This window comes from Cellulosimicrobium sp. E-16, assembly GCF_049913115.1.
Taxonomy (GTDB): domain Bacteria; phylum Actinomycetota; class Actinomycetes; order Actinomycetales; family Cellulomonadaceae; genus Cellulosimicrobium.
In genome coordinates this window covers 955,567-975,650 of record NZ_CP183974.1, presented here as the reverse complement: position 1 = coordinate 975,650, position 20,084 = coordinate 955,567, and the positions used below count along the sequence as shown (strand labels likewise).

Sequence of the window (20,084 nt, the reverse complement as noted above, 5' to 3'; positions counted from 1 at the left end):
TGATGCGAACGATTGTAGCCATAAGGGCGCTGTTCGCTACGAGCCTTGCGAGCGTGATGTGCAAACGTTCGCACCGACCTGGGTGCCAGGGCCCGCTTCGGGGGTGGTAGCCGTGCCGGCAGCGTCACCGCACCGGCGTCGCCGGCCCCCGCACCGCGAGGTCGGCCGGGCGGACGGTCCGTCCGGTCGCGGCGGCCTCGCGGATCGCGCACAGGAGCCGGACGGTCTCCACCGCGTCGGCGGCTCCCACGGGAGGCGGCGCGGCGCCGTCGAGGGCCGCGAGCACCCGCTCCCACTGGGTGCGGTGACCGGCGTGGCCGATCGCGAGCGGGTCCGCCGCGCCGCCCGTCGAGCTGCCCGACGCGGGCGCCGGGACGCCCGGCACGTCCCAGCAGAGCACCTCGTCCTGCGCGAGCTCCACCGAGCCGCGGGACCCGTGGAGCGCGAGGGTCGCCGGGAACCCGGGGGGCGTCGCCGTCGTCGTCGTGACGACGCCGAGCGCTCCCGACGCGAGGCGCAGGGTCGCGACCGTGGTGTCCTCGGCGGCGTCGCCGTCGGCCCCCGCCCCGCGGTCCACCGGGCGGGCGAGCGTCCCCGCCTGGGCCGTGACGGACTCGACCGGCCCGCACAGCCAGCGCAGGAGGTCGACGTTGTGCACGCCCTGGTTCATGAGCGAACCACCTCCCTCAGCCATGGACGACCGCCACCGCGCCGCGGCGTAGTAGTCGTCGTCGCGGTACCAGGGCACGTGCGTGGCGACGAGGCGCAGCTCGCCGAGCGCGCCGTCGTCGAGCGCGCACCGGAGCGCCTGGTGCTGGGGCTCGAAGCGGCGCTGCGAGACCATCGAGACGACGAGTCCGCGCTCGCGCGCCGTGCGCTCGACGAGGAGCGCGTCCTCGACGGTCACCGCGAGCGGCTTCTCGACGACGACGTGCTTGCCGGCCTCGAGCGCCGCGAGCGCGAGCCGCGCGTGGCTCCCGCTCGGCGTGCAGACCGCCACGACGTCGACGTCCTCGTGGCGGACCACCTCGTCCGGCGCCAGGTGCACTGCGCGCCCGGACGGAGTCAGGTCCTCGTCGAGGGCCGCGCCCCCGCTGTACGCGACGAGCCGCGCCCGCGGCGCCAGGTCGCGCAGCGCCCGCGCGTGCAGCACGCCGATGCTGCCCATCCCGACGATCCCGACGCCGACGCCGACGCCGACGCCGACGCCAGACCCCCGCACGAGCGCGCTCACTCGGCGACGTGGCTGGCGCCGAGCAGGTCGCGCAGCCGCTCGGCGGCCCCCGTGAACCGGGGGTCGACGAGCGTCGTGCCGTAGTCGCGCTCGTCGGGCAGCCCGGGCTCGAGGGTCTCGACGATCCGCCCGGGGCGCGGGCTCATGACCACGATCCGGCTCCCCAGGAAGACCGCCTCGGGCACCGAGTGCGTGACGAGCACGATCGTCGTGCCCGTCTCGCGCCAGATGCGGTTCATCTCGATGTTCATCTGCTCGCGCGTCAGGGCGTCGAGGGCACCGAACGGCTCGTCCATGAGCAGGACACGCGGCTCGTGCAGCAGGGCCCGGCACAGCGCGACGCGCTGCTGCATGCCGCCGGACAGCTCGTGCGGCAGCGCCTTCTCGAAGCCCGTGAGCCCGGTCAGCGCGATGAGCGCGTCCGCACGCTCCTGCGCCCGGCGCTTGTCCATGCCCCGCATCTCCGCCTGGAGCAGGATGTTCTTGCGCACCCCGCGCCACTCCAGCAACGCCGAGCGCTGGAACGCGAACCCGATGTCGCGCTGCGGCCGCGTGACGGGCTGCCCGTACAAGCGCACCTCGCCCTCGGTGTAGGCGGTGAGGCCCGCGACGATCTTCAGCAGCGTCGACTTGCCGCAGCCGGACGGCCCGACGATCGTGACGAACTCTCCCGGCTGGACGCTCAGGGAGACGTCGTCGAGCGCCACGGTCTCCGACCGCTTCGACGTGAAGCGCATCGTGAGGTCGCGGACCTCGATGATGGGGTCGGTGCCGACCGCGTCGACGGGGGCGGCGAGCTCCGTCGCGGTCACAGGTCCGCCCCGAACGCGCCGTCCCAGAAGTCGGCCGGGGTCGTGCCGCCGTCGAAGTCCGTGTTCTCGGACAGGAACGCCAGGGTGTCCGCCCACTGCTCCTCGGTGTTCACGCCGGGGGCAGGAGCGTCCTCGAGGTTCAGCAGGTCGATCGTCGCGGCGAGCTGGGCCGCCAGGACCGCCTCGTCGGGCGCCTGCTCCGCGCCCGCGGCCATCGCCGCGACCGCCGCGTCGGGGTCCTCGGACGCCGCGAGGAACGAGCGCGACGTCGCGCGCACCATCGCCTCGACGAGCTCCGGGTCGTCCGCGATGAGCGCCTCGTTCGCCACCAGGCCGGTGCCGAGCAGGTTCATCCCGAAGTCCGCGAAGGGCAGCGCGTCGACCTCCTCGCCGGTCTGGTTCTCGATCGTCGGCGCCTGGTCGTGGTGGAAGCCCTGGATCGCGTCGACCTTGCCCTCGATGAGCGCGGCGATCTTGCCCGCCGCGTCGACGTTGACCACCGTCACGTCCGCCGGGTCGACGCCGTTGAGCTCCAGCCAGGCCGGGAACGTCCCGTACATCGCGTCGCCCGGCATGCCGCCGACCGTCTTGCCCACGAGGTCGGCGGGCTCGGTGATGCCCTGCTCGGCGAAGAACTCCACCGAGCTGGGCCCGGTCTGGAGGAACACGCCCACGCTGCGCACCGGCATCCCCGAGCTGATGGCGTTCGCGAGCGGCGGGGTGTCGGCCCAGCCGAAGTCGGTGTTGCGCTGCGCGACCTGCTGGACCGTGTTCCCCGACCCGTTGCCCGGCTGGATCGTGAGGTCGATGCCCTCCTCCTCGAAGATCCCCTGCTCGACGCCGTAGTAGAACGGCGCGTGCTCGCCGTAGGGCACCCAGTTGAGGGTGACGGCGACCTCCGTGAGGCCGCCCTCGCCCTCCGCGGGCCCGGACGGGTCTGCCGACTGCCCGCAGGCCGCCGTCCCCGCCACCACGACGCCGGCCACGGCCAGCGAGACTGTCAGACGTGCACCACGCATGGGAAGACTCCTTCTGCTCGCGCCGCCTCGTCGTCGGGGCGGCGAACTCTGGGGTGGGTCAGGGGTGCGTCAGGAGGACGCGAGGACGAGGTTCCCGCGCCGCGACGCGTGCCACGGGATGAGGAGCCGCTCCAGCAGCTCGACGAGGAGGAACAGCACGACGCCGATGAGCGACATGAGGATGAGGTCGGCGAACAGGAGCGGTGCGTCGAGGTTGCCGCTCGCGAGGAGCAGCACGTACCCGAGGCCGCGGTCGGCGCCGACGAACTCGCCGACGACGGCGCCCACGACCGCGAGCGTGACCGCGACCTTGAGCCCGGACATGAGCTGCGGCAGCGAACCCGGGAAGCGGATCTTGCGGAACGTCTTCCAGCGCGACGCGCCCATGGTCGCCGACATCTCCAGCAGCTCGGGGTCGATCGACCGCAGCCCGGCGACGGCGGAGACGACGACCGGGAAGAACGCGATGAGCACCGCGAGGATGATCTTGGGGGCCGCGCCGAACCCGAACCAGACCACGAGGATCGGGGCGATCGCGATCTTAGGGATCACCTGCGCGAAGAGGATGAGCGGGTAGAGCGACTTCTCGGCCGTCGGCGAGTAGACGAGCAGGACGGCGGTCGCGACGCCGATCACGGACGCGAGCACGAACCCGACGACCGTCTCCATCGTGGTCACCCAGGTGTGCTCGGCCAGCATGGCCCAGTCCTCGACCATCGTGTCCCAGACGGCTCCCGGCGACGGGACCAGGTACGCCGGCACGAGCTCGCGCCACGCGACGAACCACCACACGGCGAACAGGGCGAGCAGCACCAGCGCGGGGCGCCAGGCCGCCGCGGCGACCGCGACCACCCGGCTGCCGGCCGACGTCGTGCCGCGCCCGCGGGGGCCGGGGCGCCGGGCAGCCCCGGCGGGCGGTCGCGCCGCCTGGCGGGCCGGTCGCACTTCCTGGGCAGTCGTCATCGTGCGGTCCTCCATGGTCGTGGTCCTGGTCGTCGGCGGGACGTCCGGGCTGGGCGCGTCGGTCATCGGAACGGCACCGCCTCGGCGTCGAGGATCGTGGTGAAGGCCTCCCAGGCCTCGGTGAACAGCTCCGGCCCGGAGAACCCGCCGAGGCTGTGGGCCTCGCTCAGGTGTGGCTCGAGGGAGAAGAACCCGTCGAAGCCGTCGTCGCGCAGGGCCCGCACGGTCTCGGGGACCTCGCCGTCCCCGCGCCCGGCGGGCACGACGGCGCCCGTCGCCGCGAGCGCGTCCTTCACCTGGACGTACTCCAGGTACGGGCGCAGCAGCGCGTAGCCGTCGGTATGGGGCCGCACACCCACCTGGACGAAGTTGGCCGAGTCCCACGCGAGCGCCAGGTGCGGCGACCCGACGGACTCCACGACGTCCAGGCACCGCTCCGGGGTGTCGCCGTAGATCTCCTTCTCGTTCTCGTGGACCAGCACGACGTCGGCCGCGCGCGCGACCTCGGCGAGCGCCGCCATCCGGCGCAGGACGACGTCGCGCCACGACGCCGGGTCCGTCCCGGGGCGCACGAAGAACGAGAACACCCGCACGTACGGGGCCTTGAACTCTTGCGCGACGCGGGCGGCGTGCCGCATCCGGTCGAGGTGGGGCTCGAAGTCGTCGTCGACGAAGATCTTGCCGATGGGAGACCCGATGCTGGAGACGCGGAGGTCGTGCCGGCGCAGCAGGCTGGCGACCCGCGCACGCTGGTCGTCGTCGAGGTCGAGCACGTTGGTGCCCCACGCGCTGCGGAGCTCGACGAACCCCAGCCCGAGCTCGGAGGCGACGACGCACTGCGTCTCGACGTCGGGGGAGATCTCGTCGGCGAAGCCCGAGAGCGTCCACATGGCGCGCCTTCCCTTCCATGGCTGAGGGCCCCGGGCGGCGCCGCGGCCGGCACCGTGAGCCGCTGGCCGCAGCCTCCGACCCGAGGAGGGGCTGTACGGAGGGGCGGCGCGGGGCCGGGGGCGAGGACGCGGGGTCGTACGGGACGGTGGTCGAGGTCCTGCGCGCGGAGCTCGTTCTCCGTGCGCCTGGCATGGACAGTAGGTGCGGGCCATGGCATGGACAACGAGTTGCCATTTGTTGCACCTGACAGCGCAAGACCGGGCCGACGGATGCGGACCGCGTGGATCCGCGGGAGCCGGACCTTGACGTGGGCGCGACTCACGCAGGACGGAGGGGTTGCCGTCGGTTGCCACCGGTCGGCGCCGACCGGGCGACGTCTCCCGCTCGGCGGCCCTGCCGCCGGGCGCGCCGGTGCGTCAGACGACGCGGTCGGGCGGGGTGCCGAGGTCGAGCGCGACGAGCCGGAATCCCGCCGACCGGACGGCCCGCAGGACCTCGCCACGCAGGGGCTCGCTGGCGACCACGGGCAGCTCGGCCTGGGGAGCCTCGACCCGGGCGAGCTCCCCGTGGTGGTGGACCCGCAGGTCCTCCAGGCCGAGCCGGCGCAGCTCGCTCTCGGCCGCCTCGACCTGCACGGCGGCCTCGCCCTCGCGCGTCGTGCCGACGGCGAGGCCGACCGTCGGCGCCTGGTCGGTACGGCTCATGGACGCCGCCCGCCGGGCGCGACCGGAGCGGCACCGGAGGGGCCGGGTCCTGGCCGCCCACGTGCCGCCGTCGGGCGGGGGGACGCGTTCGCACGCGAGATCACGGAGCCATTGGAGGACGCCCGCGAAGGGCCGTCAAGGAGTTGCCGTCGGTTGCCGTCGGTTGCCGCGGGACCTGCCGCGCGCGGGTCCCGGGACGGAGTGGCTATCCGGTCGTCGCGGCGCGCGCATGCGACACGAGGACGACAAGCGGTTGTTGTCCAGCGCTGTCACGAGCGTTACAGTCCGACCGCATGACCTCAGCCGGCAATGGTGCCAGCCCGACGATCTACGACGTCGCCCAGGCGGCCGGCGTCGCCCCCTCGACCGTGTCCCGGACGTTCTCCCGGCCCGGCCGCGTCAACGCGCAGACCGCGGAGCGCATCCGCCAGGTCGCCAACGAGCTCGGCTACCGCACGAACCCGCTCGCCCGCGGCCTGCCGACGGGCCGGACGTCGCTGCTCGCGATCGTCGTGGCCGACGTGACCAACCCGTTCTTCTTCGAGATCATCCGCGGCGCGGAGAAGACCGCCCGCGACGCCGGGTACACGCTGCTCATGGTCGACGCCCACGAGTCCGACGAGGCGGAGCGCCGCGCGCTCGACCGGACGCTCCCCCTCGTGGAGGGCCTGATCCTCGCGACCTCCCGGCTCTCGGACTCCTCGATCCGGGTCGCCGCGAAGCAGCGGCCCACCGTCGTCATGAACCGGCACATGACCGATGTGCCGAGCGTCCTGACGGACAACGCCCAGGGGATGCGCAGCGCCGTCGAGCACCTGGCCGGGCTCGGGCACACGAGCCTCGCCTACGTCGCGGGGCCTGAGGCGTCGTGGGCTGACGGGATGCGCTGGCGCGCGTTCCGGGAGGCGACGCGCGAGGCCGAGGTCCAGGCGCGGCGGATCGGCCCGTTCGCGCCGACGCTCGCCGGCGGGCTCTCCGCGGCCAAGTCGCTCGTCAAGCACCCCGCGACGGCGGCCGTCGCGTACAACGACCTCATCGCGATCGGCGCGATGCGGGGCCTGCGGCGGCTCGGCGTCGAGGTCCCGCGCGACCTGAGCATCGTCGGGTTCGACAACATCTTCGGCTCGGACTTCTGCACCCCGCCGCTCACGACCGTCGCGGCACCGCTGCGCCACTTCGGGTCGTTCGCGGTCCAGCGGCTCCTGGCCCAGCTCCGCACGGCGCCCGCGCCCGCCGCCGGGCCGACGCTGCTCCCGGCGAAGCTCGTCGAGCGCGGCTCGACCGCCCGCCCGGCCTGACCGCACCCCGCGGGCGCGGCCTCCGGCGGGCCAGGGGCAACAAGTGGCAACTCGTTGCCCGGACCGCGCGCGCCCCCGGATAGTGACGGCACAGCGCACCGATGCGCGCCCTGTGCGCAGTCCGACGCACGGTCCTCGATGGAGAGGCAGGCTGATGGAACACCCCTCGACCGACGCACCGCCCCCGCACGCCACGGCCCGGCCCCGCCGCAGAAGACGGCGCGCCGTCGTCGCCGCGCTCGCCGCCCTGGCCGTGCCGTCCGGCGTCCTCACGGCCCAGGCCGCCGTCCCGACCGCGGCGCCGGCCGTCGCACCCGCCGCGACGCAGGCGGACATCCGCCCCCAGGAACCCGGCGTCACGCTGCGGACGTTCGACGTGCAGGTCATCCTCGACGACTACTGCACGCTCAAGCCCGGCCAGACGCCCAACGTCGACAAGATCATGCCGACCATCGACTGGACCACGGCGGCCGACTTCGGGCTCACGGACAAGTTCGTCACCGAGGTGACGGGGTACCTGAACGTCCCCGAGGCCGGCACGTACGACTTCCGGATCACGAACGACGACGGTGCGCGGCTGCTGCTGGACGACGAGCTCGTGGTCGACCACCCGGGCCGCCACGGCGCGACACCCAAGGAGGGGTCGATCCAGCTCGACGCGGGCTACCGCGCGCTGCGCGTCGACCACTTCGACGGCGAGTTCGACCAGCGGCTCAAGCTCGAGTGGCGCCCGCCGGGCGCGTCGGGCTACGTCGTCGTCCCCAACTCGGTGCTGAGCACCGACGCCGACGTCACCCGCGTCACCTCGCCCGGCCGCAAGGAGTGCGAGGGCGTCACGGAGGCCCCGGGCGACGGGCTGCCGCTCACCGAGGTGCACCCCGACTACACGCTCACCGACCTGCGCCCCGAGGGCTTCCAGCCCCAGGTGACAGGCATGGACTGGCTGCCCGACGGCCGTCTGGCCATCTCGACCTGGGGCGGCGACCGGCTCACGCAGCGCGGAGAGGTCTACCTGATCGACCACGTCCAGGGGGACACCGGCGCGGACGACGTGACCTACACCAAGGTCGCCGAGGGGCTCACGGAGCCGATGGGCCTCAAGTACGTCGACGGCACGATCTACGTGTCCGAGAAGGACGGGCTGACCGCGCTCGTCGACACCGACGGCGACGAGGTCGCCGACGAGTACGACACGATCGCCACCTGGCCGTTCGGCGGCAACTACCACGAGTTCGCGTTCGGCCTGCTCTACGAGGACGGCTACTTCTACGTCACCACGGGCATCGCGATGGTGCCGGGCGGCAACTCGCTCGACCCGCAGCTCGCGGAGAACCGCGGCTCGGTCATGAAGATCAGCAAGGAGACCGGCGAGGTCGAGTACGTCGCGGGCGGTCTGCGCACCCCCAACGGGCTCGGCTGGGGTACCGACGGCGCCATGTACGTCACCGACAACCAGGGCGTCCGCATCCCGACCTCGAAGCTGGTGCGCGTCGAGGAGGGCGCGTTCTACAACCACTTCACCAACCCCGACGGCCCCTACGACGACCAGCCCGTCACCGAGCCGGTCCTGTGGATGCCGCACAGCGAGATCTCGAACTCGCCGAGCAACCCGGTCGTGCTCACCGAGGGTGTGTTCGCCGGTCAGCTCGCGATCGGCGACGTGACGTACGGCGGGCTCCAGCGCGCCTACCTCGAGGACGTCGCGGGACAGGAGCAGGGCGCCGTCTTCCGCATGACGCAGGGCCTGGAGTCGGGCGTGAGCCGCACGAGCGTCGGGCCCGACGGCGCGATCTACGTCGGCGGCATCGGCTGGTCCGGCAACTGGGGCCAGGCGGGCAAGCTCTCCTACGGCCTGCAGAAGCTCACCTACGACGACAACAACGCGTTCGACATGCTCGCGATGCGCGCCGTCGAGGGCGGCTTCGAGATCGAGTACACGCAGCCCCTGTCCGAGGAGACGGCGGAGGACCTCGCGTCGAAGTACACCGCCGCGCAGTGGCGCTACGTCGCGACCCCGCAGTACGGCGGTCCGAAGGTCGACGAGGAGGACCTCGACGTCACGGCAGCGACCGTGTCGGAGGACCGGAAGACGGTCACGCTCCAGATCGACGGGCTCAAGCCGGGGCGCGTCGTGAACGTCCACTCCCCGCGCCCGTTCGCGTCCGAGAGCGGCAAGGAGCTGTGGAGCACCGAGACCTGGTACACGCTCACGCGCCTGCCCGACGGGTCCGTCGCACCGCCGGTCTACGAGGCCGAGGCCGCGGACATCAGCGGCGGCGCCGGGTGGAACAGCAACCACGCCGGCTACTCGGGCTCCGGGTTCGTCGACCGCAACTGGGAGCCGGGTGCGCAGACGACGTTCGCCGTCCGCACCGAGGAGGCCGGCCTGCACGACCTCGCGATCCGCTACGCCAACGGCCAGAACAGCGACCCCGCGCCGCTGCCGAGGAACCTGAGCCTCTACGTCAACGGCGAGAAGCTCAAGCAGGTCTGGTTCGACAGCACCGTGGCGTGGTCCACCTGGGCCACCCAGGTCGAGACCGTGCCGCTACGCGAGGGCGCCAACACCATCACGATCCGGCACGACGACGACGACATCGGCCACGTCAACCTCGACAGCCTCACCGTCACGCCGACCGAGCGCATCGCGCTCTTCGACGGCGACGACCTCGACCGGTGGGCAGCCGTCAACGGCGGTGGTCCCGCGACGTGGCCGATCGCCGACGGGTCCGTCGAGTCGCTCGGGGGCGACATCCGCACCAAGGAGAAGTTCGACGACTTCCGGATGCACGTCGAGTGGTACCAGCCGGAGCACGCGCCCGAGGTCACGGGCCAGGCGCGCGGCAACAGCGGCGTCTACATCCAGGAGCGCTACGAGGTGCAGGTGCTCGAGTCCTTCGGCATCGACCCGCCCAAGAACAACGACGCCGGGGCGATCTACCTGCAGAAGGCCCCGGACGTGAACGCGGCGACCCCGATGGGCACGTGGCAGACGTACGACCTCGAGTTCCGGGCGGCGCGCTACGGCCCCGACGGCAAGAAGACCGAGGACGCCCGCATCACCCTCGTGTGGAACGGGCAGGTCGTGCACGACGACGTCGCGGTCACCGGCAAGACCGGCAACGGCAAGAACGAGGGCCCGACGTCGGGGTACATCAAGCTCCAGGACCACGGCGATCCCGGGCTCAACCCGCGGTTCCGCAACATCTGGATCGAGCGCCTCCCCAGCGTGGAGGAGCCCGGCCAGGAGGAGGTCGCGGTCACCGCGACCGCCGAGGTCCGGTGCCTCGCGGGCGCGCCGTACGTCGCCGTGCGCGCCGTCAACGACGACACCGTCCCTCTGGACGTCGTCCTCGACACGCCGTTCGGGTCCAAGACGTTCACCGACGTCGCCCCCGGCAAGAACGCCTACCAGTCGTTCGCCGTCCGGGGCGTGGAGGACCCGGCGGCCGGATCCGTGACCGTCACCGCCCGTCCGTCCGACACCTCTGACGAGCGGCAGACCGTCGCGACACCGGAGCACGGCCAGCCGTCCTGCGGCTGACGCTTCGGTCCGCACCCGGGGTCGTCCCGCGCGCCACCCGGCGCGCGAGGCGGCCCCGGGTCCGTCGTCGGCCATGGGAGAACTCAGGTGGCGCGCGAGATAGAGGTCCCCGTCGCGAGGTAGAGCCCGGCGAGCTCTACGCCGAGACCGGAGGCTCTATCTCGCGGGAAGCTCGCGGGTGGGGGCGAGCGTCGTGGAGTCGCGGACCATGAGCTCGACGGGGAGGACGTCGTCGGGCGCGGCCGTGGGGTCGGGCGACCCGTCGGCGTCGGCGGCCGCCCCGCGACGCGTGCCGAGCGCGGCGACCAGGCGGTCGACGGCGCGGGCGCCGAGGCGCGCGAGGTCGGTGCGGACCGTGGTGAGCGGGGGCGAGGCGAGGGTCGCGACGAACGTGTCGTCGAACCCGACGACGCTGAGGTCGCGCGGGACGTCGACGCCGCGCTCGCGCAGGCGGGCCACGAGGCCGAGGGCGACGAGGTCGTTGTAGGCGAGGACCGCCGTCGCGCCCGACGCGACGACGAGGTCGGCGGCGGCGCGGCCGCCCTCGACCCGAGGGCGGAACGACCCGACGGTCACGGTCTCGACGTCCGGGTAGCGCTCGCGGGCGGCGTCGAGGCCCGCGCGGCGCCGCGCGTCCGACCACGACCGGTCGGGCCCGCCGACGTACGCGACGCGGCGGTGGCCCAGCGCGCGCAGGTGCTCGACGGCGAGGACGACGCCGTGCGCGTCGTCGGAGGAGACGGAGGGGACGCCCTCGTGCCGGAGGTTGACGAGGACGACGGGAGCGTCGCGCGCGGCCTCGAGGTCCGCCTCGGCGGCGCGCGGGGAGCACAGCACGAGCCCGTCCGTCTGGGACCGCAGCCCGGTCACGAGCTCGGTCTCGAGCGCGGGGTCCTCCCCCGCGTCGACGACGAAGACGGCGTGGCCGGTCTGGCGCGCCCGCGCCTGCACGCCCTTGGTCACCGACGCGAAGTACGGGTTCTCCAGGTCGGGCACCACGAGCCCGAGGGCTCCGGTGCGCCCGGCGCGCAGCCCGCTCGCGGCGCGGTTGGGCCGGTAGCCGAGGCGGTTGGCGACGGCGACGACGCGGTCACGGGTCTCGGGGGCGACCCGCTCGGGCTCGGCAAGTGCGCGCGAGACCGTGGAGATCGACACCCCGCTCTCGCGGGCGACGTCACGGACGGTGACCACGGCTGCCTCCTCGGCGCTCGGGACCCCGCGGGGAGAACCGGGGCTGCGAACGATTGTAGCGCTCGGCGACGGAACACCATCGGAGTGCCGATGACGTAGGATGCAAACGTTCGCAACGACGCCTCTGGAGGAACCCGTGACGAGCACGGCCCACCTGGACCCGACCACCGCGACGGCGCCGTGGTCCCTGCACCCCGACCGCGCCCTGCCCGCCGACCCGGTGCTGCGCCCGCTCGCCCGCGAGGTCTACGCCGCGACGCGCGACCTGCCGATCGTCTCGATGCACGGCCACGTCGACGTCGCGCTGTTCGCCGACGACACCCCGTTCGGCGACCCGGCCGCGCTGTTCGTGACGCCCGACCACTACCTCGTGCGCATGCTCGTCGCCCAGAGCACGTCACCGCACGGGTCGCCGGGCGTCCGGGGCATCCAGGACCTCGGCGTCGCGCCCGTGCCTGGCGCTCCCGCCGGCACCGCCCCCGCCGAGACCGACCCGCGCGAGATCTGGCGCCGGTTCTGCGCCGGGTGGCACCTGTTCCGCGGCACCCCGACGCGCTACTGGACCGAGCACGCGCTCGTCGAGGTCTTCGGCGCCCCCGTGAAGCCGTCGGCCGAGACCGCGGACGCGCTGTACGACCACCTGGTCGACCGGCTCGCGCGTCCCGAATACCGTCCGCGTGCGTTGTTCGAGCGGTTCGGCCTCGAGCTCCTCGCGACGACCGACCCCGCGCAGTCCCCCCTCGCCGACCATGCGCGCCTCGCCGCCGACGGCTGGGGCGAGCGCGTCGTGCCCACGTTCCGCCCCGACCCGCTGCTGCACGTCGACCGTGCCGACTGGGCCGCGCAGGTGGCCGAGCTCGGCGCGGCCGCGGGGACGGACGTCGTCGACTACCGGTCCTACCTCGACGCGCTCCGCGCCCGCCGTGCCGCGTTCGTCGCAGCGGGAGCCCGCGCGACCGACCACGGCCACCTGACCGCCGACACCACCCCGCTCGACGACGCCGACGCGGCCCGCATCCTCGACCGCGCGCTGCGCGGCGAGGTCACCGCGGCCGAGGCGCGGGCGTTCTCCGCGCACATGCTCTTCCAGATGGCCGCGATGTCGGCCGAGGACGGGCTCGTCCTGCAGCTCCACCCCGGCGTCCTGCGCGACCACTGCGCCGGCGTCGCGCAGGCCTACGGGCCCGACAAGGGCTACGACATCCCCGAGCGCACCGAGTACGTGCACGCGCTGCGCCCCGTCCTGGAGGCCTTCGGCCACCACCCGGGCTTCCGCATGATCGCGTTCACGGTCGACGAGGACACGTTCTCGCGCGAGCTCGCGCCGCTCGCCGGCGTCTACCCGGCGCTGCGGCTCGGCGCCCCGTGGTGGTTCCTCGACACCCCCGACGGCATGCGCCGCTTCCGCGAGGCCGCGACCGACTCCGCGGGCTTCTACAACACGAGCGGGTTCGTCGACGACACCCGTGCGTTCTGCTCCATCCCGGCCCGCCACGACCTCGCGCGCCGCATCGACGCCGGCCACCTCGCCCGTCTCGTCGCCGAGCACCGCCTCGACCAGGACGAGGCCTTGGAGACCGCCGTCGACCTCGCCTACCACCTCCCGAGGGCGTCCTACCCCCCGCTGAGTGCATGAATTAGTCGCCGCGGAGGCCCGATCTCGCGACTATTTCACGCACTCACGTTCGCACTGTTCCCCAGGAGAGAACCCTTGACCACCCCGGATCAGCCGTCCGTGCATCCCGCCTGGCTGCCCGACGCCGCGACCGCCTTCCTGCGCGGCCGGACAGTCCGCGTCGTCGGCGACGGACCCCTCGCCGACACCGTCCGCGGTGAGGCCCGGCGCGCGGGCGCGACCCTCGTCGACGACGACGACGCCGACCTCGTCCTGCGCGACGTCCGCGCCGTCCCCGACGGCGAGGGGTTCGCCGTCGCGGGCCGGGACGGCCGCCTGGACGTCGCGGCGGACGACGACGCCGCCCTCCTCCACGCGTGGTTCCACGTCGTGCGTACCGGGACGACAGACCCGGCCGGCCACACCGCAGGTCGCCACGAGCCCGCGCACGCGCTGCGCATGCTCGACCACTGGGACAACGTCGACGTCCACCCGGTCATGGGCCAGGTGGAGCGCGGGTACTCCGGCGGCTCGATCTTCTACGCGGACGGGCGCGTGCGCGAGGACCTGTCGCGCGTCGAGCAGTACGCGCGCCTGCTCGCGGCGACGGGCGTGAACCGCGTCGCGATCAACAACGTCAACGTGCACGCGCGCGAGGCGCGGCTGCTCACGGACGACCTGCCCGACGTCGCGCGCGTCGCCGCCGCGTTCCGGCCGTGGGGCATCCGCACGCACCTGTCGGTGAGCTTCGCGGCGCCGATCACCCTCGGCGGGCTCGCGACGTCGGACCCGCTCGACCCGGACGTCCGGGCGTGGTGGGCGGACGCCGTCGCCCACGTGTACGAGGTGATCCCGGACTTCGGCGGGTTCGTCGTCAAGGCGGACTCCGAGGGCCAGCCGGGGCCGTTCGCGTACGGGCGGGACCACGCCGACGGCGCGAACCTCCTCGCCCGCGCACTGGCCCCGTACGGCGGGACGGTGCACTGGCGCGCGTTCGTGTACGACCACACGCAGGACTGGCGCGACCGGTCGACCGACCGGGCACGCGCCGCCTACGACCACTTCGCGCCGCTCGACGGGCGGTTCGACGAGAACGTGATCGTGCAGGTCAAGCACGGCCCCATGGACTTCCAGACGCGCGAGCCCGTGTCCCCCGTGCTCGCCGCGATGCCGCGCACGCGCCTCGCCGTCGAGCTCCAGGTGACGCAGGAGTACACGGGCCAGCAGCGGCACGCGTGCTACCTGGGCCCGTGGTGGGGCGAGATCCTGCGGTTCCGGCCGTGGGGCCCGGTCGAGGGCGACGACGGCTCCCCCACGGTGTCCGACGTCGTCGGCGGCGCCGACCCGGGGGCCTCGCCCCAGGTCGCGGCCGCGCGGGGCGGCGGGATCGCCGCGGTGTCCAACGTCGGCGACGACGCGTTCTGGACGGGCCACCCGCTCGCCCAGGCGAACCTCTACGCGTTCGGACGCCTCGCGTGGGACCCGACGCTCGACCCGACCGACGTGCTCGACGAATGGGTGTCGCTGACGTTCGGGTCCCCCTCGGTCGCGGGCGACCGCGCCACCGACCCGGACGTCCGGGCGGCGCTCCACGCCGTCCTCGACGACTCGTGGCGCACCTACGAGGCGTACACCGCGCCGCTCGGCGTGGGCTTCATGGTGAATCCAGGGCACCACTACGGGCCGTCGGTCGACGGCTACGAGTACTCGCCGTGGGGCACGTACCACTTCGCCGACCGCGACGGCATCGGCGTCGACCGCACGCGCGCGACCGGTACCGGCTACACCGGCCAGTACCTCCCACCGTGGCGCGACGTCTACGAGTCGCTCGACACGTGCCCGGACGAGCTGCTCCTCTTCTTCCACCACGTGCCGTACGGGCACGTGCTGCACGACGGGACGAGCGTCGTCCAGCACGTGTACGACACCCACTTCGCCGGCGTCGAGCGCGTCGAGGAGTACGTCCGCACGTGGGAGGGGCTGCGCGGGGTCGTCGACGACGCGGTGTTCTCGCGCGTCACCGAGCGCCTCGCGGAGCAGCTCCGCTCGGCGCGCGAGTGGCGCGACCAGGTGTGCACCTACTTCCTGCGCGCGTCCGGGGTGGCCGACGCGCGCGGCCGGACGATCTACTGAGCACGTGACAGAGCCAGCGACCGAGCCGGTGACCGCAGCCGTGACCGCAGCCGTGACCGCGGCCGTGACCCGGCCCAGCACGAGCGCGCCCGCCCCCGAGGCGCACGGGATCCCGTCCGCCGCGCTCCTCGACCTGCTCGACGCGCTCGAGGGCGGCGGGCTCGACCCGCACGGCCTCGTGGTCGCGCGCGGCGGCGTCCCGGTGGTCGAGGCGTCGTGGGCGCCGCACGACGCGCCACTGCCGGGCCTCGTCTACTCCGTCTCGAAGACGTTCACGGCGCTCGCCGTGGGACACCTCGTGGCCGAGGGGCGCCTCGCCGTCGACGACCTCGTCGGTGACGTGCTCGGCCTGCCCGACCCGACCGGCCTCACCGTGCGGCACCTGCTGACGATGAACACCGGTCACACGTCCCCGCAGCTCGCCGAGATCGGGTTCGACCTCCCCCGCCTGCTCGCGACCCCGCCCGAGCACGCCCCAGGCACGCACTTCGCGTACAGCTCGCCCGCGTCGCGCGCGCTGTCGTCGGTCGTCACGGCGGTGACCGGTGAGCGGCTGCTCGCCTACCTGCGCCCGCGCGTGCTCGACCCGCTCGGGGTCGCGCACCCGTGGTGGGTCGAGATCGACGGACTCGACCAGGGCTTCTCGGGGCTGCACGTGACGACGGCCGAGATGGCGCGCCTCGCCGTCGCGATGGCCGACGGCGGCCGCTACGCGGGCGTCACGGTGATCCCGCCCGCGTGGATGGCCGCGATGCGCGAGCCGTGGTCGGACACGGCGGAGCACGGCGGCGCCCCCGGGGTGGCCGGCGGCGAGCCGCCGGACTGGTCGCGCGGCTACGGCTATCAGGTGTGGACGAGCCGGCACGGGTTCCGGGCCGACGGCGCGTACGGGCAGTTCGCGATCGCCGTCCCCGAGCGCGGGCTCGCGATCGGCTACCGCGGCGCGACGCGCGGCGCCCAGCCCACCCTCGACGCGATCTGGGCGTTCGTCGAGCGCACGGGCGACGCCAGCACCCCGCTGCCGGCGGACCCGGACTCCGCCGCCCGCCTCGCCGATCGGCTCGCGACGCTCGACGCGTGGCCGGGGATCCTCGGCCGGGAGCTCGACCCGGAGTCGACGATGCAGGACGTGATCAGCCCGGTGCCGTGGACGCTCCACGCCGTCCGGGCCGGGTCGCCGCACACCTGGCGCCTCGACGTCGGCGGGCAGCCGGTCCCCGTCGCCGAGGACCGCTGGACGACGCGCGTCCTGCCCTGGCCCCACGCCGCCGAGGGCTCCGGGCCCGCCGCGGGCCCGGTCCTCGACCCTGTGCTGGTCGTCTCGACGCGCGGCCGGGCCCTGCCCGACGGCACCGTCGAGGTGCAGGTGGTGGTCCCGACGTCGCCACACCGCCTCGTCGCGACGGGCCGCCCCGGGGAGCGCCTGGCCCTCGCCTGGCACACGACGCCGCTGTGGCACCCGAGCTTGTCGACGCTCGTCGTCCCGGCCGCCCACGCCGCGACGTTCCCCTGACGCGAGATCGACCCGCCCGTCACCAGATCGGCCTTCCGAGGGTCGATCTCGGACTCTCGGGTCGATCTCGCGGAGCCGTGCCGACCCGCATTGCCGCCGCCTCGACGAGTCCCCCCGAAACTCGTCGCCGCATCGTGTCGATCTCGCCACCCGGGCTTCGTCGTCCTGGTGAGCGGCCGCACGGGCCGCACGACCAAGGAGGCACGATGCGATTTCTGGAGACGATCCTCGCCGCGAACCGGGAGCAGCCGCCGGACCTCGCGCGCTACCGTGACGGACGGCGCAGCGTCGGCGACGGCATCGACGTCGCCGACGTGGTGCTCTACGGGCCGACGGCGTTCCGTCGGCCCGCGACGACGAGGGCGGAGGACCTCTGATGCGCTACCTGATGCTCGTGCTCGGCACGCCCCACGACCCCGACCTGCGCCCCGAGGAAGCCGAGGCCGCTCCCCCGATCGAGGAGTGGGTCGGGCGCCACTACGGCAGCGGCGCCGCCGTGGTCGGCGACCGGCTGCGACCGGCGGAGGACGCTGTCGGCGTGCGGGTGCGCGGCGGCAAGGTGCTCGTCACCGACGGCCCGTTCTCCGAGACCAAGGAGACGATCGCCGGGTTCGACGTCCTCGAGGCGCCCGACCTGGACACCGCGATCGCCATCGCGTCCGAGCACCCGATGGCGTACGGCGGGGCGATCGAGCTGCACCCGGCCTGGCCGCTCGACCTCGACGGGTCGTGACTCGTCGGTCGTGACGGATCCGGGCCCCGCCGTCGAGGACGCGTTCCGCACCGAGTGGGGACGCGTCCTCGGCGCGGTCGCGCGCAGCACGGGCGACCTCGACCTCGCCGAGGAGTCTGCGCAGGAGGCGTTCGCGACCGCGCTGCGCACGTGGGGCCGCGACGGCGTCCCCGAGCGGCCCGGCGCCTGGCTCACGACGACGGCCCGCCGGCACGCGATCGACGTCCTGCGACGGCGCCGGGTCGAGGCGGAGCGGGTCGCCGCGTCGGGCCGTCTGGGCGAGCGCGTCGATCCGGGGCCGCGGACCGGCAGCGCCACCGCCGACCCCGTCGTCGAGCAGGTCGCCGTCGGCCTTGACGACGGCGGGTGGAACCTCGACGACCCCGACGGCGACCTCCTGCGCCTGCTGTTCACGTGCTGCCACCCGGCGCTGCCCGCCGAGGCCCGGGTCGCCCTCACCCTGCGGTCGCTGACCGGCATGACGACGGCCCAGGTGGCGCGGGCCTTCCTCGTCCCCGAGGCGACCATGGCGCAGCGTCTCGTCCGGGCCAAGCGACGTATCCGCGCGACCGGGATCACGTTCCGGGTGCCGCCCGCCTCGCTCCGGGCAGAGCGCGTCGACGGCGTCCTCGCCGTCCTGTACGTGCTCTTCACGGAGGGCTACGACGCCTGGGCGGAGCCCGCCGACGTGGTCGAGGGATCGGCCGAACGGCGGGCGCTCGCCGACGTCGCCGTCCGGCTCGCGCGCCTCGCCGCGCGGCTGCTCGACGACGAGCCCGAGGCCCGCGGGCTGCTCGCCCTCCTGCTGCTCCAGCACGCCCGCCGGGACGAGCGCGCCGGTCCGGACGGCTCGACGCGCACCCTCGCCGAGCAGGACCGCGCGCGCTGGCGGCACGACGAGATCGCCGAGGGCGTGGCCGAGCTCGAGGCGGCGCTCGCCGTCGGGCGCCCCGGGCCCTACCAGGTGCAGGCCGCCGTCGCAGCGCTGCACGACGAGGCCCCCGACGCCGACACGACCGACTGGCCCCAGATCCTCGGCCTGTACGACGTGCTGCTCGAACTCACCGGCTCCCCGGTCGTCGCGCTCAACCGCGCCGTCGCCGTCGCCGAGGTGCACGGCGTGGACGCCGGGCTCACCGCGGTCGACGCCGTCGCTGCCGAGCCCGCGCTCGCGGGGTACCACCTGCTGCCCGCCGTCCGGGCGGAGCTGCTCGTCCGCGCGGGACGGCCCGCGGACGCCGCCGTCGACCTGCGCCGCGCCCTGGCGCTCGTCGACCGCGAGGGCGACCGCCGCCTCCTGGAACGCCGCCTGGCGGACCTGTTGGCACCGTAACCCGTCCGGTCTCCGTCAGGTCGAATGGTCGATGCAGGTGACGTCTGCGCGATCGGTGCGCGAAGATCCGCAGGTGCACACGCCCATGTCGCTCCGCGCTCGTACCGTCGACGATCTCCGGGCGGCCTGCTCTGCCGGAGAAGCACCTCGGTACGTGCACTTCTGGAGTCAGCGCCCCCGGCGTGACGGGCAGGTGGACCACTCCTGCCTGAGCCAGTGGTGGCCCGTGCGGTTCGATGTCGATGGCGAGTCGTTCGGTTCCGCGGAGCAGTACATGATGTGGCGCAAGGCCCGGCTCTTCGGCGATGACGTCTCAGCCCGGGCCATCCTGGAGGCGCGGTCTGCGGCCCACGCCAAGGCCCTGGGCCGCGGGGTTCGCGACTTCGACGATGACGTCTGGCTGGAGCATCGCTGGGAGATCGTCGTCGCCGGTTCGGTGGCGAAGTTCCGCGCCGCCGACGCCATCGGCGCCTATCTGCGCTCCACCCGCGAACGGGTGCTGGCGGAAGCTTCGCCGGTGGACACGATCTGGGGAATCGGGCTCACCGCGAACTCACCGGACGCTGCACTCCCTCACCGTTGGCCGGGAACGAACCTCTTGGGGTTCGCCCTCATGGAGGCACGAGGAGCCGTCTGACGGCAGCTGGTGCCAGGATCATCGCGTGGATCGATCGCTGACGTACCGGGAACGCGAGGTCCTCGACGCACTCTTGTCGATCGACTTCGAGGGTGTCGAGACGCTGCGCGACGAGGCGAGGTCAGCCCGTGTCGTCGGCCGCTGTGCCTGCGGGTGTCCTTCGATCGACTTCCGCCAGGGCGGCGGCATGGAGATCCTGGTGAACGGCGGAGTCGTCGGTTCTTTCGACGGGCTCTTCCTCTACTCGCTCGACGGCCACCTAGGAGGCATCGAATGGGTCTCCGGTGGGGGCGATCCGACCGAGCTTCCCGAGCCTGCCCGTCTTCACATCACGCGTGCCGAACCCGGTACGTGAGCCACAGGGGCGGACCTTGCCTCTGCCCGCGTGACGTACGCCCGCGACGCGAGATCGACCCGGGCGTCCGAGATCGACCCTCGGAGGGTCGACGTCGGGACGCTCGGGC

17 protein-coding genes are annotated in these 20,084 nt (G+C 73.7%); 10 read left to right on the top strand and 7 right to left on the bottom strand.

The annotated features are described in order from the left end of the window. Positions 1–124 precede the first annotated feature (124 nt). The 6 genes from ACN9MS_RS04330 to ACN9MS_RS04305 all read right to left on the bottom strand — a co-directional run bounded on the left by ACN9MS_RS04330 (position 125) and on the right by ACN9MS_RS04305 (position 5,623). Positions 125–1,234 carry a Gfo/Idh/MocA family protein gene (locus ACN9MS_RS04330; protein ID WP_426310882.1) on the bottom strand — a complete coding sequence of 370 codons (1,110 nt, stop codon included), beginning with the start codon at positions 1,232–1,234 and terminating at the stop codon, positions 125–127. Further along, positions 1,231–2,046 (bottom strand): ABC transporter ATP-binding protein, encoded by an 816-nt coding sequence (locus ACN9MS_RS04325; RefSeq protein ID WP_426310881.1) that lies wholly within the window; start codon positions 2,044–2,046, stop codon positions 1,231–1,233. Before ACN9MS_RS04325 ends, ACN9MS_RS04330 begins: the two co-directional genes overlap by 4 nt. After that, on the bottom strand, positions 2,043–3,065 hold the full coding sequence (locus ACN9MS_RS04320; protein WP_426310880.1) for an ABC transporter substrate-binding protein: 1,023 nt from the start codon (positions 3,063–3,065) through the stop codon (positions 2,043–2,045). Before ACN9MS_RS04320 ends, ACN9MS_RS04325 begins: the two co-directional genes overlap by 4 nt. A gap of 69 nt (positions 3,066–3,134) precedes the next feature. Next, complete coding sequence (locus ACN9MS_RS04315) at positions 3,135–4,094, bottom strand: ABC transporter permease (RefSeq protein WP_426310879.1); 960 nt, start codon at positions 4,092–4,094, stop codon at positions 3,135–3,137. Then, positions 4,091–4,918, bottom strand: a complete 828-nt coding sequence (locus ACN9MS_RS04310; RefSeq protein WP_426310878.1) for a sugar phosphate isomerase/epimerase family protein — start codon at positions 4,916–4,918, stop codon at positions 4,091–4,093. The genes ACN9MS_RS04315 and ACN9MS_RS04310 overlap by 4 nt, the downstream gene beginning before the upstream one ends. 417 nt (positions 4,919–5,335) lie before the next feature. Continuing rightward, positions 5,336–5,623, bottom strand: coding sequence for a hypothetical protein (locus tag ACN9MS_RS04305; protein ID WP_426310877.1), 288 nt, complete (start codon positions 5,621–5,623; stop codon positions 5,336–5,338). Positions 5,624–5,916: 293 nt separating this feature from the next. Between ACN9MS_RS04305 and ACN9MS_RS04300 the strand changes: the two genes are divergently transcribed. Continuing rightward, positions 5,917–6,921: a LacI family DNA-binding transcriptional regulator gene (locus ACN9MS_RS04300; protein WP_426310876.1), complete on the top strand. Its 1,005-nt coding sequence runs from the start codon at positions 5,917–5,919 to the stop codon at positions 6,919–6,921. A gap of 154 nt (positions 6,922–7,075) precedes the next feature. Then, on the top strand, positions 7,076–10,465 hold the full coding sequence (locus ACN9MS_RS04295; RefSeq protein ID WP_426310875.1) for a family 16 glycoside hydrolase: 3,390 nt from the start codon (positions 7,076–7,078) through the stop codon (positions 10,463–10,465). 156 nt (positions 10,466–10,621) lie between these two features. Here the strand turns inward: ACN9MS_RS04295 and ACN9MS_RS04290 are convergent, their stop codons facing one another. Further along, positions 10,622–11,656 (bottom strand): LacI family DNA-binding transcriptional regulator, encoded by a 1,035-nt coding sequence (locus tag ACN9MS_RS04290; protein WP_426310874.1) that lies wholly within the window; start codon positions 11,654–11,656, stop codon positions 10,622–10,624. Positions 11,657–11,792: 136 nt separating this feature from the next. Here ACN9MS_RS04290 and uxaC point away from each other — a divergent pair, with 136 nt between their 5' ends. The 8 genes from uxaC to ACN9MS_RS04250 all read left to right on the top strand — a co-directional run bounded on the left by uxaC (position 11,793) and on the right by ACN9MS_RS04250 (position 19,975). Then, a complete protein-coding gene (gene uxaC, locus ACN9MS_RS04285; RefSeq protein WP_426310873.1) occupies positions 11,793–13,292 on the top strand; it encodes a glucuronate isomerase in 1,500 nt (499 codons plus the stop codon). A gap of 75 nt (positions 13,293–13,367) precedes the next feature. After that, positions 13,368–15,404, top strand: a complete 2,037-nt coding sequence (locus ACN9MS_RS04280; protein ID WP_426310872.1) for an alpha-glucuronidase — start codon at positions 13,368–13,370, stop codon at positions 15,402–15,404. Positions 15,405–15,408: 4 nt separating this feature from the next. Continuing rightward, positions 15,409–16,917 carry a serine hydrolase domain-containing protein gene (locus ACN9MS_RS04275; protein ID WP_426310871.1) on the top strand — a complete coding sequence of 503 codons (1,509 nt, stop codon included), beginning with the start codon at positions 15,409–15,411 and terminating at the stop codon, positions 16,915–16,917. 206 nt (positions 16,918–17,123) lie between these two features. Then, positions 17,124–17,294: a hypothetical protein gene (locus ACN9MS_RS04270; RefSeq protein ID WP_426310870.1), complete on the top strand. Its 171-nt coding sequence runs from the start codon at positions 17,124–17,126 to the stop codon at positions 17,292–17,294. Beyond that, positions 17,294–17,650 carry a YciI family protein gene (locus tag ACN9MS_RS04265; protein ID WP_378218861.1) on the top strand — a complete coding sequence of 119 codons (357 nt, stop codon included), beginning with the start codon at positions 17,294–17,296 and terminating at the stop codon, positions 17,648–17,650. Before ACN9MS_RS04270 ends, ACN9MS_RS04265 begins: the two co-directional genes overlap by 1 nt. Positions 17,651–17,660: 10 nt before the next feature. Beyond that, positions 17,661–18,983 carry an RNA polymerase sigma factor gene (locus ACN9MS_RS04260; RefSeq protein WP_426310869.1) on the top strand — a complete coding sequence of 441 codons (1,323 nt, stop codon included), beginning with the start codon at positions 17,661–17,663 and terminating at the stop codon, positions 18,981–18,983. Between the two features lie 31 nt (positions 18,984–19,014). Beyond that, positions 19,015–19,620, top strand: coding sequence for an NADAR family protein (locus tag ACN9MS_RS04255; RefSeq protein ID WP_426310868.1), 606 nt, complete (start codon positions 19,015–19,017; stop codon positions 19,618–19,620). A gap of 25 nt (positions 19,621–19,645) precedes the next feature. Then, positions 19,646–19,975 carry a hypothetical protein gene (locus ACN9MS_RS04250; protein ID WP_378230725.1) on the top strand — a complete coding sequence of 110 codons (330 nt, stop codon included), beginning with the start codon at positions 19,646–19,648 and terminating at the stop codon, positions 19,973–19,975. The last annotated feature ends 109 nt before the right edge of the window (positions 19,976–20,084 follow it).

Bases quoted from the DNA above. Each gene is read 5' to 3' on its own strand.
- ACN9MS_RS04255 (WP_426310868.1), top strand. From the start codon at position 19,015: ATGCAGGTGACGTCTGCGCGATCGGTGCGCGAAGATCCGCAGGTGCAC.
- ACN9MS_RS04270 (WP_426310870.1), top strand. From the start codon at position 17,124: ATGCGATTTCTGGAGACGATCCTCGCCGCGAACCGGGAGCAGCCGCCG.
- ACN9MS_RS04310 (WP_426310878.1), bottom strand. From the start codon at position 4,918: ATGTGGACGCTCTCGGGCTTCGCCGACGAGATCTCCCCCGACGTCGAG.
- ACN9MS_RS04265 (WP_378218861.1), top strand. From the start codon at position 17,294: ATGCGCTACCTGATGCTCGTGCTCGGCACGCCCCACGACCCCGACCTG.
- ACN9MS_RS04295 (WP_426310875.1), top strand. From the start codon at position 7,076: ATGGAACACCCCTCGACCGACGCACCGCCCCCGCACGCCACGGCCCGG.
- ACN9MS_RS04320 (WP_426310880.1), bottom strand. From the start codon at position 3,065: ATGCGTGGTGCACGTCTGACAGTCTCGCTGGCCGTGGCCGGCGTCGTG.
- ACN9MS_RS04305 (WP_426310877.1), bottom strand. From the start codon at position 5,623: ATGAGCCGTACCGACCAGGCGCCGACGGTCGGCCTCGCCGTCGGCACG.
- ACN9MS_RS04315 (WP_426310879.1), bottom strand. From the start codon at position 4,094: ATGACCGACGCGCCCAGCCCGGACGTCCCGCCGACGACCAGGACCACG.
- ACN9MS_RS04300 (WP_426310876.1), top strand. From the start codon at position 5,917: ATGACCTCAGCCGGCAATGGTGCCAGCCCGACGATCTACGACGTCGCC.